This window comes from Sorangium sp. So ce128 (assembly GCF_051525245.1).
Taxonomy (GTDB): domain Bacteria; phylum Myxococcota_A; class Polyangia; order Polyangiales; family Polyangiaceae; genus Sorangium; species Sorangium cellulosum_B.
In genome coordinates, this window is sequence record NZ_CP150313.1 from 5,371,475 (window position 1) to 5,386,551 (window position 15,077).

Genomic DNA, 15,077 nt, shown 5'->3' on the forward strand with positions numbered 1-15,077 from the left:
CGGCATCCATCCCGATCTCCACTTTACGGGGGACCGAATCATGCCGAATCGGAGCAGTCCGAAGGCGCGCGTGACGAAGACGCGCGCGCCTTCCATGAACAAATCAGCTCGGCGCGCCCGCCGATGCGCCACCCTCGAGGTGTGCGGCCCCGAGAGCTGTCGTCCGGGAGGCCGCCTGTTTCACGCCCTGTGCGATCTCGCCGATCGCTTCCTGCAACGCCGGGGAGATCCGCGGGCGATGCAGCTGGGCACCGTGCTGTTTTATGTCGCATTCCACAGCGCTCGAGCCGCCGAGGACGACGACTTTCGCCTCTCTCTCCGGACCTCCCTGGACATGCTCGTCGAGCTCGAGCCGGTCGAGCGCTGGCTCCGGCCGCCGCCGGCGTTCGATGTGCCATCCGGACGACCTGCGCCGCGCCCCTACCCTACCTGCGCCGGCGCGGAGCTCCCGGCGCCACGAGGCTCCGGATGACGTCGCCGCGCTCATCGCCGTCCGCGCCGCCGTCCGCGCCGGCGCGCCCGTCGTTCGAGACGGTCTATGCCGTGGGCTTGCCGTTCCTTCATCACGCGCTCCGCTGGCTGGGTGTCTCGGTGAACGATCTGGACGACATGCTCCAGGAGGTCTTCCTCGCGGCCTATCGGGGCCTGGCGAGCTACGAGCCATGGCGTTTCCACGCGGCCCCTGCGGGCGGGCTCGCCGCGGCAGGACCGCCGCCCCTTCGCATCACGCCCGAGGCGGCGCTGCATCGATGGCTGTTCGGCATCGCATGGAGAAAGACGAGCCACTACCACGCGCGCGCTCACCGGCGTCGCGAGATCCCCTCCGGGGCCGGCGTGTCCTGGCCGTTCGACGAGCGTGCCCCGGCGCCGACGCCCGAGCAGTCGCTCGCGGGCGCGGACCGCGCCGAGATCGTGACGGCGCTGCTGCTGAAGATCGCGCCCGAGCGGCGCGTGATCCTCGTCATGTACGATCTCCTCGGCGTCGCGGTGGCCGACATCGCCGGCGAGCTCTCGCTCAACGAGAACACGGTCCGCTCCCGCCTGCGCCTCGCCCGCGAGGACTTCCGCGCCGCCGTCGCGCGTCAGTCGGCCGAGCGCCGCAGCGCCCTGTGCGCCCTCACCGCGTCGGAGCGCCCCCTCCACACGAGCGCCGCAACCATGCTCCACACCGTGCGCGCGTTCCCTCCCGTCCCCGCGCCCGCTGCACGCGCGCTCTGGCGCCGCCTCCAGCAGCGGATCGACGAGCGCGCTGCCATTGCCAGGACCGCCCCGCCCGCGCCGTGGTAAGGACCAGCGAGCCAGCGCCACCAATGCACGGACGATAGGGACAGAACGCAACACGCACGGCGCCGCACACACCCACGCGACCAAGCGACGGCAGACGAGACGGTAAGACGAGAGCGAAGAATACGAAGCGGGCGACCCCACTGACAGCTTGACGCCCCCGCACGTTTGTGTAGTCTCCGCCGCCCTCGCAGAGAAAGTCCTACGATCATGGCCAATACTCCGAAGTGGAATGTCCGTCTGCGTCACGAATGGCTCGCCACCCCGCTCAAGAAGAAGCGCCTGAAGCGCTGCCAGAAGGCGCGGATCGGCCTGCTCGATGCGGAGCAGCGCAAGGCTGCCAAGCAGAAGCCCGTCCAGGTCGAGCAGCCCGCGAGCTGACCGGCTGACCACCGTTACGCACCGCGCGACACTTGCCAGCCCGGCCGCGCGAACACCTCGACATCACGTGCCGATCGCGGTTCCGCAGGTCGGCGCCCTCGCGCGGCGCGATCCGTGGTAGCGTCGCCTCGCGGTGTTCGCCCGCGCGTTGGCGACGACTCGTCGAACCTCACCTCTGGTGAGGTTCGACCCGGATCCATGGGAGCGAGGCCCTGAGCGTGTCGGATTCGAGCTTTTCGCCCGGTCGCTCGGGCACTCCTGCCGTGCCTTCGTCTCGCTCTGCAGGGGGCGAGGAAGGCGACGGACCCACCCGCGTCATGAGCGACACGGAGCGGCAGGCCGCGCTTGCCGCCGTGCGCGGAGCGCAGGCCGCGGCCGCCGCCGCTGCGGTCACCTCTACGACCGCGGAGACGGTTCGCCCTCCGCCGCCCCCTCCCTCCGCGTCGGGCGCGGCGGCGCACGAGCTGGCCGCCGAGACGGTCCGCCCCGCTGCGCTCCCGAAGGGGCTCGCAGCGGCGGCTGCGCACGACGCGACCGCCGACACGGTCCGTCCACCCGCTCCTCCCACGGGGAGCGCGGCGAGCCCTGCGGAGAGCGCGGCGGACGGGCAGCCGGCGGAGGCGGACCCGCTCGTCGGCACCACGGTGGCGGGCGCGTACCACGTCATCCGCCTGCTCGGCGAAGGCGGCATGGGCCGCGTCTACGAGACGCACCACACCCGCATCCCGGGCAAGCGGTTCGCGCTGAAGACGCTCCACCCCGAGCTCGCCCAGCAGCCCACCGTCCTCGCGCGGTTCCAGCGCGAGGCTGAAGCCGCAGCGTCGATCCGGAGCCCGCACATCGTCGAGATCTTCGACGTGAACCGGCTGAGCGACGGCCGGCCGTGCATCATCGCCGAGTACCTGGATGGCAAGGGCCTCGACGAGCTCCTCGCAGGGTCGGGAGGGCGGCTGCCGGCCGGCGCCGCGGTGCGGATCGCGCGCGAGGTGTGCGACGGCATCGCGGCCGCGCACGCCGCGGGCATCGTGCACCGGGACATCAAGCCGGAGAACATCTTCCTCACGGGCGACCCCGCGTGTCCGACCGTGAAGATCCTCGATTTCGGCATCTCGAAGACCTCCGCGCCGTCCACGCTCACGAGGACCGGCATGGTGCTCGGAACGCCGGCGTACATGGCGCCGGAGCAGGCGAAGGGGGACGAGATCGACCCTCGAGCCGACATCTACGCGGTGGGGGCGGTCCTCTACCACGCGCTCACCGGGCAGCGCCCCTTCGAGCGCAGCGACCCGACGGCAGTGCTCCTCGCGGTCATGACGGAGGAGCCGCCGCCGCCGCGATCGCTCAACCCGGACATCCCGCCGGGCCTGGAGGCCGTCGTCCAGCGCGCCATGGCGAAGCAGAGAGAGGACCGCCACGCCTCGATGGGCGAGCTCGCAAGCGAGCTCGCGCCCTACGAGGAAGCGGCCGCGCCCGGGCCGCCCAGCGCTCGCGCGTCGCTCGCGCGCGCGTCCGTCGTGCTCGGGCGGCCTTACGCGCTCTCGCACGCGTTCGGCCTGCCCGGCTCGGCGTCGTCCGAGGCGTACCTGACGCGGCAGATGGTCTTCCTCGCGGTGAGCCTCGGCCTTGGGTGGCTCGGCGCGGGCCTCGTCAGCTGCCTCGCCGGCTTCGCGCGCGCGGCGCGCGGCGACGCCGCCGCGCTGTCGGGCCAGGGCGCCACCCTGCTCACGCTCGGGATCCTGTGCGCCCTGTTCGGCGTCGGGCTTCTCGGCGGCTTCTATGTCTTTCGGCGTGTCTGGCGGGACGACGCCCGGATGAGCGCGCTCGCGCCGCGGCTCACGACGCCCGTCGTGCTCGCCCTCGTGGCCTACGGGGCCGCGTCGCTGCTCGTGCGGCTCGTGGAGGCCGTGCTCCTGCAGCGCGCCATCGGCATCGCATGGCCGGTCTGGGACGCGCTGCTCTTCCTCATCAGCGTGCTCGCCGCGGGCGCTGCCGCCCTGTTCCAGTGGCGAGGACAGCGGCGATGAGCCCGCGGCCGGGCCGCCGGACGCGGGCCATGGGCCGCTGTCCGGGCGTGTGTTAGGGGGAGCAGGCCATGCCAGCGCAGGCATCTGGGACGAGCGCCCGCCAGGCCAGCACCCCCGGCAGACCGGGCACACAGCCGGGAACAACCACCGTGCTCGGCGCAGGCGGCAACGCCTCGGGCTCGCGCGCCTCCCTGCTGGCGCGGACGCCGCCCGCGGCGCTCTGGCTCGTCACGGGCGCGGCTGCGCTCGTCGCCGTCGTGTTCACCGCGGCGCTGCTGCGCGACGGCGTCTCGCTCTCCCGGCTCGAGGCGGCCTCGCTCGCAGAGCGCGCGCCGCCGTCGAGCTCCGGCCTCCGGCGTCCGGTCGCGCCGCGACCTTCCGATGCTGTCCCCGCCGACGAGCTCGCCACAGCGACCGCGGGCGGCGTGCTCGCGCTGGAGGCGCTCGCCTCGCGCTACCCGAAGGATCCGGTGATCTTCCGCGCGCTGATGCTGCGCCACGCGCTCCCGCCGCCTTACCACGCCGCCGCGCTCGCCGCGGCGAAGCGGCTGCTGGAGCTCGATCCGGGGGCGGCGGCCGACGACGACGTGAAGCGCATCGTTTCGAGCGCCGCCGGCGGACCGCCCGAGGCGGCCTCGGCTGCGCTCGACCTGATGGCGACCGGCATGGGGAGCCACGGGGCGGATCTGCTCTACGAGCTCGCGGTGGGCAGCTCCGCGCTGAAGGAGCGCGCCGCGAAGCGGCTCGCGGAGGCCGCGGTCCTGGGGCGAGCGACGCCCGCGCTGCGCATCGCCCACGAGCTCCGGATCGCGCCCTCCTGCAAGGCGAGGCAGGCCTTGCTGGCGCGCGCGACGACCGATGGCGATCGGCGCGCCGTCGATGTCCTCGCGCCGCTCGTCACCAGCAAGGGCAAGGGGTGCGGCTTCCTGGGCATGAGCCGGTGCGCGGCGGCGTGCGCCTCGATCGCGGGAGAGATCAAGGCGGCGATCCAGGCGATCGAGGCGCGCACCGGGCCAGCGCCCCGGGCGGCCGACGCGCCTGCGAGCCGATGACCGCGCCTGCGAGCCGATGACCGCGCCTGCGAGCCGATGACCGCGCCTGCGAGCCCATCGTCTCACGCTCGAATCGATGACGTTGACCGAGGGTTGCGCAGGTGGGAGCCTTGCCATAGTAGGGCTCAACTCATGTACGTTCCTGCTCAACCCTGGTCGCCGGACTCATGGCGTGAACGGTTCAACGCTGCGCCGCTCCCCTATGACGATCCCGACGCCGTCCAGGTGGCCGTCGACAAGCTCCGGGCGCTGCCGCCGCTCGTGACCTCGTGGGAGGTCGAGCGACTCAAAGGCTATCTGGCCGAAGCGCAGCTCGGCCGCCGGTTCGTGCTCCAGGGGGGAGACTGCGCGGAGACGCTTGACGACTGCCGCCCGAACATCGTCACGAACAAGCTCAAGATCCTGCTCCAGATGTCGCTCGTGCTGGTGCACGGCGCCCGCCGGCCGGTGGTGCGCCTCGGGCGCTTTGCCGGGCAGTACGCCAAGCCGCGCTCCAGCCCGGTCGAGACGCGCGATGGCGTGAGCTTGCCCAGCTATTTCGGGGATCTCATCAATCGCGCTCCCTTCGACGCCACCGCCCGGCGCCCCGATCCAAACCTGATGATCGCGGGATACCAGCACGCGGCGATCACCCTGAATTTCATCCGTTCCCTGTCGGAGGGCGGCTTCGCCGATCTGCACCACCCGGAGTACTGGGACCTGAGCTTCCTCGAGCGGGCGGATCTGCCCGGGGAGCTGCGCGAGCGATACCAGCGGATGACAGAGCAGGTCGGGGAGGCCCTTCGGTTCATGGAGGCGCTCGCGGAGGTGCCGGTCGGGGAGCTCTCGCGGGTCGAGTTCTTCACGAGCCATGAAGGGCTCCACCTGCACTACGAGTCCGCGCAGACGCGGAAGGTCGCGCGCCGGCCTGGCTTCTACGATCTGACGACCCACCTGCCCTGGATCGGCGAGCGCACGCGGCAGCCGGACGGCGCCCACGTCGAGTTCTTCAGCGGCGTGGAGAACCCGCTGGGCATCAAGCTCGGCCCGAAGACGCTCCGCGACGACGTGATCCGCCTCCTCGACCGGCTCAACCCGGCGGACGAGCCGGGCAAGATCGTGCTCATCGTGCGCATGGGCGCGGGCCGCGTGCGCGACGGGCTCCCGCCGCTCATCGAGGCGGTGCGGTCCGCGGGGCGCAAGGTGCTCTGGATGTCCGATCCGATGCACGGCAATACCCAGACGACGTCCAGCGGGATCAAGACACGGAATTTCGAGGATATCCTCACCGAGATCGAGGCGAGCTTCGAGGTGCACGAATCCATGGGATCCCACCTCGGCGGCGTCCACTTCGAGCTCACGGGCGACGATGTCACCGAGTGCGTCGGGGCGGGGCTCACGGAGTCCGATCTCGACCAGCGCTACGCCAGCCTGTGCGACCCGAGGCTGAATTACCGCCAGTCGCTCGAGATGGCGTTCCGCATCGCCCACCGCATGGCGGAGGCCTCCCGACGCGCGAAGGGCTGAGTCGAGGGCAGGAGTCTCCTGCTGGCGTTCCGTCGAGACTGCCCAATGAACACCCGCAGGGGGTAGTTCGCCATGCAGACCATCTCGACGGAACAGGGTGAGAGCCGACAGGGCGGAGAGCAAGCCGCGACGGATGCCTCGCACGAGTGCCCGCAGCGCTCCGGCGCCAGCCCCACGCTGCTCGAATATTTCCTGCCTGAGGCCGATATCGTCATGAACCACGCCATCGTGGTGATGGCGCCACCGGAGGTGACGTACGCCGCGCTGAAGCGGGTGGATTTCGCGAGGAGCCGCTCTCTCCTCCTGCGCGCGATCTTCGCGCTCCGCCTGGCCGCCGTGCGGCGCGCCCGGCGCAGGCTCCGCCTCGCGCCGCTCCCGGCGCGCGTGCGGATGTCGCTCCAGAACATCGAGGATTACGGCCAGTCCAAGCTCGCCGAAAAGGAGGGCTCCGAGATCGTCATCGGCTCGATCGCGCGCCTGTTCAGCGTGGAGAGCCTGTTCACGAGGCGGACCGGCGCCGAGTTCAAGTCGTTCGACTGCCCGGGTCACTTCAAGGCGGCGGCGAGCTTCGTCGTGATGCCCTACGGACAGCGCCGGACGCTGCTCGCCTACGAGACCCGCATCCGCGCGACCGACACGCGGACGAGGCGGCGGCTGTTCCTCCTGGACGCGCTGACGGCGCCGCTCGGGAGGCTCGTCATGCGCCGGATGCTCCGCGTCGTCGCCCGGGTCGCCAAGTACCAGTGCGCGGCGCCGGCGCATCATCATCGCCAGCAGGCCATGTAGCGCGATCACTGGCGATCCGTCGAGACTACCCCAATGAATCACCGCAGGGGGTAGTTCGCCATGCAGACCATATCGAGAGAACAGGGTGAGTTCCGGCAGGGAGAGGGACAGGCCATGACGGGTGCCTCGCCCCAGGGCCAGCAGCGCTCCGGGGCTTGCCCCACGCTGCTTGAATATTTCCTGCCGGAGGCCGACATCGTCGTGACCCACAAGATCGTGGTGATGGCGACGCCGGAGGTGACGTACGCCGCGCTGAAGAGGGCGGATCTCGCGAAGAGCCGCTCTCTCCTGATGCGCGCGGTCATCGCGCTCCACCTGGCCAAGCTGCGCCGCGCCCGGAGCAGGCTCCGCCTCGCGCCGCTGCCCGCGCGCGCGCGGATGACGCTCCAGAACGTCGAGGACTACGGCGAGATCAAGCTGGCAGAGCGGGAGGGCTCCGAGATCGCCATCGGCACAATCGAGCGCCTGCTGAACACAGAGAGCCTGTTCACGAGGCGGACTCCCACCGAGTTCATCGCGTTCGATTGCCCCGGGCACATCAAGGCGGTCGGGGGCTACGTGGTGACGGCCTACGGCCAGCGTCGGACGATGCTCTCGTACGAGGTACGGATCCGCGCGACCGACACGCGGACGAGGCGGCGGCTGTTCCTCCTGGACGCCCTGACAGCGCCGCTCATGAGGCGCTTCTCGCGTCAGATGCTCCGCTATATCGCGAGGGCCGCCGAGCGCCAGTGCGCCGAGCCGACGTACCGCCAGGCCACGTAGTGCCCTCGGTGTGCCGGGCGCGGGCCGCCGGCCGCGCGCCGGCCACGAACGGGCGCGCGCGGCTCGCGCCCCCGCCGGGAGCGCTGCCGGGGCGCGCCTTGCGCCGCGGCCCTCGCTCGTGCACCCTAGGCGGCGAAGGAGGCCCGCCATGCACCCCATTGCATCGACGAGCCTCGGCCTGACGCGCCGCTGAGCGCGCCGGCGAGGCTCACATCCCCGAGCTCATCTCGCGTGTCGCTGGAACAGCGCGGCCGACGCGTAGGTGCGTCACCGCGCCCTCGGGAGCATGGCATGGGCAAAGATCGATCGCGGAGCCGCGAACGCGCGCGCTCCGTCGTGGATGCAGGTTCGTTGTTCGGTGGGACGGCGGCGCGGAGCGCGCAGCGCAAGGAGCGCCAGCTCTGCCGTCAGGTGCAGGAGGCGGTGAGCGACGCGCTCGCCGCGCTCCGCGACGACGTCCTCCAGGACGTCTGGGTGATGGGTGTGGAGCCGGCGCCCGACGCCAGCCGGCTCGCGGTGGTCGTGCAGGTCAGGCCTGGCACGCCGCCGGAGGTGGCGGCGGCGCGGCTGGAGAAGGTGGCGGGCTACGTGCGCGCGGAGGTCGCGGGGGCGATCACCCGCAAGCGCGCGCCGACGCTCGCGTTTCAGGTGCTGCCGCCGGAGGGAGAGCCGTGAGCGCGCGCATCTCCGCGTGGCTCCCGGACGGCGCGAGCGCGGCGCTCAGCGCGTCGCTCTCGCGGCTCGCGCGCACCGACGACGTCGCGCACATCGCGGTCATGCCCGACGCGCACGTGGCCGACGACGTGTGCGTCGGCACGGTGACCGCCACGACCCGTCGCCTCTTGCCGGCGGCGGTCGGCGGCGACATCGGCTGCGGCATGGTCGCGCTGCGGCTCCGCGCGGACGCCGATCTGCTCGCGGATCGCGATCGCGCGGCGCAGCTCCTCGCCGCGCTGTGCCGCCGCGTCCCGCACCTGTTGCGCCCGGCCGCCGGCGCTCCGCCGCTGCCCGGCGATCTCGCCGAGGCGCGGCTCGGCGCGCCTCGCCTCGAGGCGATGAAGCACCGCGAGGGCCGGATGGAGCTGGGTACGCTCGGCCGGGGCAACCATTTCCTGGAGGTGCAACGCGACGAGGAGGGCGCGCTGTGGCTGCTCCTCCACAGCGGCTCGCGCGCCATGGGCCCGGCGATCCGGCAGCACCACGAGGCGCTCGCGGCGCGCGACCCGTCGGGCGTCCGCTTCCTCGACGCCGAGAGCGAGGCCGGGCGCGCGTACCTCGATGATGCAGCCTGGGCAGCGAGGTACGCGCGGGCGAGCCGCGCGCGGATGGTCACCGAGGCCCTCTCGCTCTTCGCCGAGCTGTTCGGCGTCGACGCCGACGCGTCGTCGCGCATCGAGATCGATCACAACCACGTCCGGCGCGAGGAGCACGGCGGGCGCGCGCTGTGGGTGCACCGCAAGGGCGCCATGGGGCTCCGCGAGGGGGAGCCCGGCGTCGTGCCCGGATCGATGGGGAGCCCGAGCTTCCACGTCGAGGGGCGCGGCCACCCCGAGGCGCTCGGCTCGTCAGCGCACGGCGCCGGGCGCGCGCTGCCGCGGGGCGAGGCGCGCCGCCGCATCGGCGCGCGGCAGCTGCTGCGCGAGGCCGAGGGCGTGTGGTTCGATCACCGCCTCGCGGACCGGCTGCGCGAGGAGGCGCCCTCGGCCTACAAGGACATCGGCGCGGTCATGCGGGCCCAACGCGACCTCGTGCGCGTCGTCCGCCGGCTCTGGCCGGTGCTCGTCTACAAGGCGCCATGAGCGGACCCGTCACGGCCGGTCGAGGGTGACGACGGGCGACGTCCACGTCTCCCAGTGCGCCTCGTTGTCCGGATCGCCGAGCGCCCGGAGCGCGCGGAGCTTGATCAGGTAATCCCCGTCCGGGACGACGGTGAGCCTCCCGTCGAGCTTCGTCGTGCCCTTCCATCCATACCGCGTGACCGCCGTCGCGGACGCGCTCTGACCGACGTGGGACAGCATCAGCGCGCGCCCCCACGGCTTCGCCGTGGCGGCGTCGACGATGTCCAGCGCCAGGACCTCCGCGCCGTGATCGAGGTGGACGACCACATACGGAATGTCGTCCGACGCCAGCGTGTACGCCGCGCCGCGCGGCTGCTGGGTCAGGCGCGTCCCGCTCAGCTTGCCGAGCCACGGAGCCCCGGACCCCGACGGCTTGAGGAGGGGCAGGCTCTGGTAATCGCCCTTGAAGCCCGCATACGGCACCCGCAGCAGGCCGTCGGCCGCGCCGCCCCGCGGCGTGAACACGAGGTAGCCGCCGAACAGGCCGCCTTCCGCGAGCGCGTCGCTCGCCGTGACGGTGACGGAGACGGTCGCGCTCCCGGCGGCGGGCACCGTCACGCTCGCGGCGCTGAAATCGACGCGCGCGGCGCCGGTCGTGGCGCTCGCCGGCGCCCAGTGGTCGCCCCCTGTCGCGCACGCCGCGGGCGCGTGCGACAGGTCGTAGGTGACGTCGTGCCCGCTCGAGTTCTCGAGCGTCAGCGTGCGCGCGGCGGGGCCGGCCTCGCTCTCTCCCAGCGAGAGCTTTCCGGGGCTGATCACGGTGGTCGCGCGGATCGCCCGGTCGACGCGGATCACCCCTGCGCCCTGCCGGTGCGCGCTCTCCGGCACGCCGGCGCCCAGATCGCCGCTCCACGGCGCGGGGACCGCGGTGTTCTGGAGGACGTCGCGCACGCGCGCCGCGGACAGCTCCGGGCGCGCGGCGAGCAGGAGCGCGACGGCCCCGGCCACGTGCGGCGCCGCCATCGACGTCCCGCTGAGCGTGTCGTACGAACCTTGCTCGATCGGCACCGTCGAGTAGATCGTGCCGCCGGGCGCGGCGAGATCGGGCTTGAAGGACAGCGCCGCGCTCAGGCCGTGCGAGCTGAAGCGGGAGACGAGGCCCGCGGTGCTGTTCCGCGCGGCCACGGCCCGGTGGGTCCAGCTGTGGGTCACGGGCCCGGCGTCGAGGCGCGCGTTGAGCAGCTCGCCGTCGGCCTGCGCGATCCCCACGACCGGGAGGGTGATCGGAGGGTCGCCCTCCACGGACGGGCTCATCGCCCCGGACCGGTCGTTGTAGAACAGGACGCCGACGGCGCCCGCGGCCTGCGCGTGCGCGGCCTTCTGGTGGAACGAGCAGCCGCCGCGCCGGACGAGCGCTATCTGGCCCGCGAGGCTGCCGGCGGGGAGCTCGGCGCACGCGTCGCGGGCGCTGGTGGTCGTCCCCGTGCGCGCGAGGGCGGCGCTCCCCGAGAGCGGCGCGGGCGGGCTCCCGGCGCCGCGGGTGTAGCCGATCACGGCGTTGCCCGGCGCGACGGTGAACGACAGGGTGGTGACGCGCGTGCTGTCGACGGACGCGGTGCCGATGACCGCCTCACCCACGCCGGGCGCGCCCGCGGCCCAGAGCCCCTTCTCACCGCTGTTGCCGATCGACGCGACGACCACGACGCCGCGCCCGACGAGCGCGCTCGCCGCCGTCGCCGTCGGATAGTCAGGCCACTGGAACGGCGTTCCGATGCTGATGTTGATGACGTGCATGCCGTCGCTGGCAGCCCGCTCCATCGCCTTGAGGATGATGTCGGCGCGGGAGCCGCCGCGGCAGCCGAACACGCGGTAAGCGCCGAAGGTCACGTCCGGGGCCACGCCCTGCACGACCCCGTTCGCCCCGATGATGCCGGCGACGTGCGTGCCATGGCCCAGGCAATCGTCCGGCTCTCCGTCGGGCACGGGCGGCTTGGTCGCGTCACCGGCGACGAAATCGTCGCCGACGAAATCGTAGCCAAACGCCACGCGGCAGCCCGGGCCGAAGCAGCCTCCGAGATCGGGATGATGGTAGTCGATCCCGCTGTCGATCACGCCGACGCGGATGTCCTCGCCGGTCACGCCGAGCTCTCGGCGCACGACGTCCGCGCCCGACATCTCGCCTGCGACGGCGAGGTCCGGGTCGACCGTCGGCGCGGCGCGCGTGGTGTCGAGCTCCACCGGCACCACCGGGTAGACGGCCTTGACCCCGGGCATGTCCGGGAGCGCGGTGGAGCCGTCCTGCGCGACCCGGACGGAGAGGCCGTTCCAGAGCTCCTCGAACGAGAATCGTTGTTTGTACCGGAGCCCGCGGGCCGCAGCAGCTCGCCGGAAGAGCTCCCGCTCCTCCTCGACAAGGCCCTTGATGCGGGCGCCCCCGCTGCCCCTCGCGGCCGGCGCTCGCTCGAACTCCACGAACCAGAGCTCCGTGGCCTCCTCCGGCGCGAACGTCGCTTCGCCTGGCTCCGAGTCGTCGGGAGGAGCAGTGTCCTGGCCCGCCTCCTTGTCTCCAGTCTCTCCGCTGCACCCTGAAATGGCGAACCAGAGAGATGCCAGAACGAGCCGGCAACCACCGCACCTCACACGCCCCTTCCCGCGCGCTCCGATCATCGATTCAGCTATGTTCGATGACGCGAATCGGTCAAGCGTGAGCGGTGCGAGAACGGAGGGCGGCGCGCGCCACGGACCGTCATTGTCGCAGACCATGGAAGAGTGGTTGTTTCAGAGCAGCCGCCCTTTCGGGTCGGGCGTAACGAGAGTTGCGCTGTGCGGCCCTGCCACGCGCGACGGAGCGCGGTGGCGCGGTGGCGCGGTGGTCACGGAGCCCAGGCGCCATGAGAGGCGCCCTCGAGAGGTCGTTATCTCGCGATGTCGTCGCTGTCCTGCCATGCCGCGGCGTACGAGCTCGTCGCGCTCAGGAGGCCGCCTCGGCCTCCGGCGGCGCGGGACGGCCCCGGACGTTGCTGGTCCTCGAGCGCTCGACTAGCGTGGCGCGACTCTCCGGCGCGGGCGGCGCCGGGGCTCGGATGCACGATGACGGTCCTCGAGCGCGCCCTGTTCTCCTTGCACCATCGCCTGGTCCATGTGCCGCGCGTGGGCCGCGTCGCGCGGGCGCTCGCCGCGCAGGTGGGCCCTGCGGCGTCGCTGCTCGACGTGGGCGCGGGCGACGGCACGGTCGCGCTGGAGGTCGCGCGCCTGGTCGGGGCGCTCCGCGTCGTCGGCGTGGACGTGAAGGCGCGTCCCGGGGCGGCGCTGCCGGTCATCGGCTATGACGGCGAGCGCCTCCCCTTCCCCGACGCGGCGTTCGAGGCGGTGCTCCTCTCCGACGTGCTGCACCACGCCGCGCGCCCCGGCGCGCTGCTCGCCGAGGCCCTCCGGGTCGCGTCGCGCGTCGTCGCGCTCAAGGATCACTTCCGGTTCGGCCCGGTCTCGGAGCGCGTGCTGCTCTGGATGGATCTCGCCGGCAACGCCGCGCCCGGCGTCGAGGTGCGGGGCACGTACTTCACGCCGGGCGAGCTCGTCGCGCTCGTGCGCGGCGCGGGTGGCCGCATCACCGGCCTCGAGTGGCCGCTCCGGATCCACGATCTGCCGTTCCGCCTCGTGACCCAGGATCGCCTCCAGTTCGCGGCGCGGATCGAGCGCCTGGCCGCGGGAATCGCGGGAACCGCGGGAGACGCGCGATGACGGAGCTCAGGTCGTTCGTCGTCGGCGGCGCCGGGTTCATCGGGAGCCACCTCACCGATCGCCTGGTCGAGCGCGGCCCCGTGACGATCTACGATAACCTCTCTGTCGGGCGCCGCGCGTTCGTGGCGCCGCACCTCGCCTCCGGTCGCGCGACGCTCGTCGAGGCCGACGCCCTCGATCTGGAGCGGCTCACCGAGGCCATGGCGGGCCACGACCTCGTCGTGCACCTCGCGGCGAACCCCGAGGCGCGCTGGGGGCTCACGCGGACGCGGCTCGACCTCGATCAGGGCACCATCGCGACGTACAACGTGCTCGAGGCGATGCGACGGACGGCCGTCAGCCGGCTGATCTTCTCGTCCTCCGGGACGGTCTACGGCGACACCGCGCGTCGGTGCGCGGAGGGCGATCTCGGCGCCTTGCCCATCTCGCTCTACGGCGCGAGCAAGCTCGCGGGCGAGGCGCTCATCAGCGCCTACGTCGAGTGCTTCGGCCTCACGGCGTGGATCTACCGCTTCGGCAACGTCGTCGGGCCGCGCGGGACGCACGGCGCGGCGCTCGATTTCCTGAAGAAGCTGCGCGATCGGCGGACGGAGCTCGAGGTGCTCGGCGACGGGCGCCAGTCGAAGCCGTACCTCGATGTCCGGGACTGCGCGGAGGGGATCCTGTTCGGCTTCGACCAGGCCAGGGAGCGGCTCAACCTCTACAATCTCGCGCCCGAGGACGCGACGAGCGTCTCGCGCATCGCGGAGCTGTGCGTGGCGGCGTCGCTCTATCCGGACGCGGTGATCCGGTATCAGGGAGGCGAGCGCGGCTGGCCTGGCGACGTGCCGCGATCGCGGATGGATCCCGGCAAGCTGGCGGCGCTGGGCTTCCGGGTGCGCCACACGAGCGACGAGGCGGTCCGGATGGCGGTGGAGGCGCTGGCGAGCGAGGTGTTCGGGGGCGAGCTGGCGCGACGAGCGCAGTGAGCGCGCCGCCGCGCGGGTCGGCCGCGGTGGTAGACTCCACGCATGGCTGAGCTCACCCTCTATCTCGGGAACAGGACCTATTCATCGTGGTCGCTCCGGGCCTGGCTCGTCCTGAAGCAGGCTGGCGCCGATTTCGAAGAGGTGGTGATCCCTCTCCGGGCGCCCGGCACACGCACCCTGGAGATCCAGCGTTACTCTCCGTCGGGCAAGGTGCCGGCCCTGCAGCACGGGGCGCTCACGATCTGGGAGTCGCTCGCGATCGCCGAGTACGCGGCGGAGCTCTTCCCCGCGGCGAAGCTCTGGCCGGAGGCGCGCGACGCGCGCGCCGTCGCGCGATCGGTGAGCGCCGAGATGGCGAGCAGCTTCGCCGCGCTCCGCACCGCGCTGCCGATGAACGTGCGGCGGAAGATCCAGGGCGTGGCGCTCACCGACGCGGCGTCGCAGGACATCGCGCGCGTCCAGGCGATATGGAACGACTGCCGATCGCGCTTTGGCCAGGGAGGCGAGTTCCTGTTCGGGCGCTTCAGCGTGGCGGACGCGATGTACGCGCCGGTCGCGACGCGGCTCGACACGTACGGCGTCGAGCTCGACGCGGTCTCCCGGCGCTACGTGGCGTCGATCCTCGCGCTGCCCGCGATGCAGGCGTGGATCGCGAAGGCCAAGGAGGAGCCGCACATCATCGAGGAGTACGAGGCCATCGGCGTCGTGGGCATGTAACACGTCAACAAGTAACAAGTAAGTAGAGGCGAGCGCGGCCCACGCCTCGCTCGAGATCACCGGCGGCGCCGCACC

Annotated in this window: 14 protein-coding genes; 13 read left to right on the top strand and 1 reads right to left on the bottom strand. The window is 72.4% G+C overall.

Annotated features, from left to right (window positions below; all coding sequences use genetic code 11):
• Positions 1-94: 94 nt before the first annotated feature.
• The 10 genes from WME82_RS20405 (at position 95) to WME82_RS20450 (ending at position 9,597) form a co-directional block, all read left to right on the top strand.
• Entirely contained in the window at positions 95-472 is a 378-nt protein-coding gene (locus WME82_RS20405) for a hypothetical protein (protein WP_437916863.1), read from the top strand.
• Positions 469-1,287, top strand: coding sequence for an RNA polymerase sigma factor (locus tag WME82_RS20410; protein WP_438044189.1), 819 nt, complete (start codon positions 469-471; stop codon positions 1,285-1,287). The genes WME82_RS20405 and WME82_RS20410 overlap by 4 nt, the downstream gene beginning before the upstream one ends.
• Positions 1,288-1,494: 207 nt before the next feature.
• The gene (locus WME82_RS20415; protein ID WP_012236312.1) at positions 1,495-1,665 is read left to right on the top strand and encodes a hypothetical protein; all 171 of its coding nucleotides are present in this window, start codon (positions 1,495-1,497) and stop codon (positions 1,663-1,665) included.
• 317 nt (positions 1,666-1,982) lie between these two features.
• Complete coding sequence (locus WME82_RS20420) at positions 1,983-3,689, top strand: serine/threonine-protein kinase (RefSeq protein WP_437873069.1); 1,707 nt, start codon at positions 1,983-1,985, stop codon at positions 3,687-3,689.
• Between the two features lie 68 nt (positions 3,690-3,757).
• Entirely contained in the window at positions 3,758-4,741 is a 984-nt protein-coding gene (locus WME82_RS20425) for a hypothetical protein (protein WP_438044190.1), read from the top strand.
• Between the two features lie 132 nt (positions 4,742-4,873).
• Entirely contained in the window at positions 4,874-6,247 is a 1,374-nt protein-coding gene (locus WME82_RS20430; RefSeq protein ID WP_438044191.1) for a 3-deoxy-7-phosphoheptulonate synthase class II, read from the top strand.
• A gap of 72 nt (positions 6,248-6,319) precedes the next feature.
• A complete protein-coding gene (locus tag WME82_RS20435) occupies positions 6,320-7,033 on the top strand; it encodes a hypothetical protein (RefSeq protein WP_438044192.1) in 714 nt (237 codons plus the stop codon).
• A 114-nt stretch (positions 7,034-7,147) separates the two neighbouring features.
• Positions 7,148-7,798: a hypothetical protein gene (locus WME82_RS20440; RefSeq protein ID WP_438044193.1), complete on the top strand. Its 651-nt coding sequence runs from the start codon at positions 7,148-7,150 to the stop codon at positions 7,796-7,798.
• 351 nt (positions 7,799-8,149) lie between these two features.
• Entirely contained in the window at positions 8,150-8,473 is a 324-nt protein-coding gene (locus tag WME82_RS20445) for a ribosome-binding factor A (RefSeq protein ID WP_231864927.1), read from the top strand.
• Positions 8,470-9,597 (top strand): RtcB family protein, encoded by a 1,128-nt coding sequence (locus tag WME82_RS20450; RefSeq protein WP_438044194.1) that lies wholly within the window; start codon positions 8,470-8,472, stop codon positions 9,595-9,597. Before WME82_RS20445 ends, WME82_RS20450 begins: the two co-directional genes overlap by 4 nt.
• A 9-nt stretch (positions 9,598-9,606) precedes the next feature.
• Here the strand turns inward: WME82_RS20450 and WME82_RS20455 are convergent, their stop codons facing one another.
• Positions 9,607-12,243 carry a S8 family serine peptidase gene (locus WME82_RS20455; RefSeq protein ID WP_438044195.1) on the bottom strand — a complete coding sequence of 879 codons (2,637 nt, stop codon included), beginning with the start codon at positions 12,241-12,243 and terminating at the stop codon, positions 9,607-9,609.
• Positions 12,244-12,666: 423 nt separating this feature from the next.
• Here WME82_RS20455 and WME82_RS20460 point away from each other — a divergent pair, with 423 nt between their 5' ends.
• Genes WME82_RS20460 through WME82_RS20470 form a run of 3 tightly spaced genes read left to right on the top strand, consistent with a single transcriptional unit; the run spans position 12,667 to position 15,002 of the window.
• Positions 12,667-13,317 (top strand): class I SAM-dependent methyltransferase, encoded by a 651-nt coding sequence (locus WME82_RS20460; protein WP_437747178.1) that lies wholly within the window; start codon positions 12,667-12,669, stop codon positions 13,315-13,317.
• The gene (locus WME82_RS20465) at positions 13,314-14,285 is read left to right on the top strand and encodes an NAD-dependent epimerase/dehydratase family protein (RefSeq protein ID WP_438044196.1); all 972 of its coding nucleotides are present in this window, start codon (positions 13,314-13,316) and stop codon (positions 14,283-14,285) included. The genes WME82_RS20460 and WME82_RS20465 overlap by 4 nt, the downstream gene beginning before the upstream one ends.
• Positions 14,286-14,327: 42 nt before the next feature.
• Entirely contained in the window at positions 14,328-15,002 is a 675-nt protein-coding gene (locus WME82_RS20470) for a glutathione S-transferase family protein (RefSeq protein WP_438044197.1), read from the top strand.
• Positions 15,003-15,077: the final 75 nt, after the last annotated feature.

Excerpts from the sequence above, each read along its gene's own strand:
- WME82_RS20430 (WP_438044191.1), top strand. The coding sequence starts at position 4,874 with ATGTACGTTCCTGCTCAACCCTGGTCGCCGGACTCATGGCGTGAACGG.
- WME82_RS20470 (WP_438044197.1), top strand. The coding sequence starts at position 14,328 with ATGGCTGAGCTCACCCTCTATCTCGGGAACAGGACCTATTCATCGTGG.
- WME82_RS20435 (WP_438044192.1), top strand. The coding sequence starts at position 6,320 with ATGCAGACCATCTCGACGGAACAGGGTGAGAGCCGACAGGGCGGAGAG.
- WME82_RS20440 (WP_438044193.1), top strand. The coding sequence starts at position 7,148 with ATGACGGGTGCCTCGCCCCAGGGCCAGCAGCGCTCCGGGGCTTGCCCC.
- WME82_RS20425 (WP_438044190.1), top strand. The coding sequence starts at position 3,758 with ATGCCAGCGCAGGCATCTGGGACGAGCGCCCGCCAGGCCAGCACCCCC.
- WME82_RS20405 (WP_437916863.1), top strand. The coding sequence starts at position 95 with ATGAACAAATCAGCTCGGCGCGCCCGCCGATGCGCCACCCTCGAGGTG.
- WME82_RS20415 (WP_012236312.1), top strand. The coding sequence starts at position 1,495 with ATGGCCAATACTCCGAAGTGGAATGTCCGTCTGCGTCACGAATGGCTC.
- WME82_RS20455 (WP_438044195.1), bottom strand. The coding sequence starts at position 12,243 with ATGATCGGAGCGCGCGGGAAGGGGCGTGTGAGGTGCGGTGGTTGCCGG.
- WME82_RS20410 (WP_438044189.1), top strand. The coding sequence starts at position 469 with ATGACGTCGCCGCGCTCATCGCCGTCCGCGCCGCCGTCCGCGCCGGCG.
- WME82_RS20460 (WP_437747178.1), top strand. The coding sequence starts at position 12,667 with ATGACGGTCCTCGAGCGCGCCCTGTTCTCCTTGCACCATCGCCTGGTC.
- WME82_RS20420 (WP_437873069.1), top strand. The coding sequence starts at position 1,983 with ATGAGCGACACGGAGCGGCAGGCCGCGCTTGCCGCCGTGCGCGGAGCG.
- WME82_RS20465 (WP_438044196.1), top strand. The coding sequence starts at position 13,314 with ATGACGGAGCTCAGGTCGTTCGTCGTCGGCGGCGCCGGGTTCATCGGG.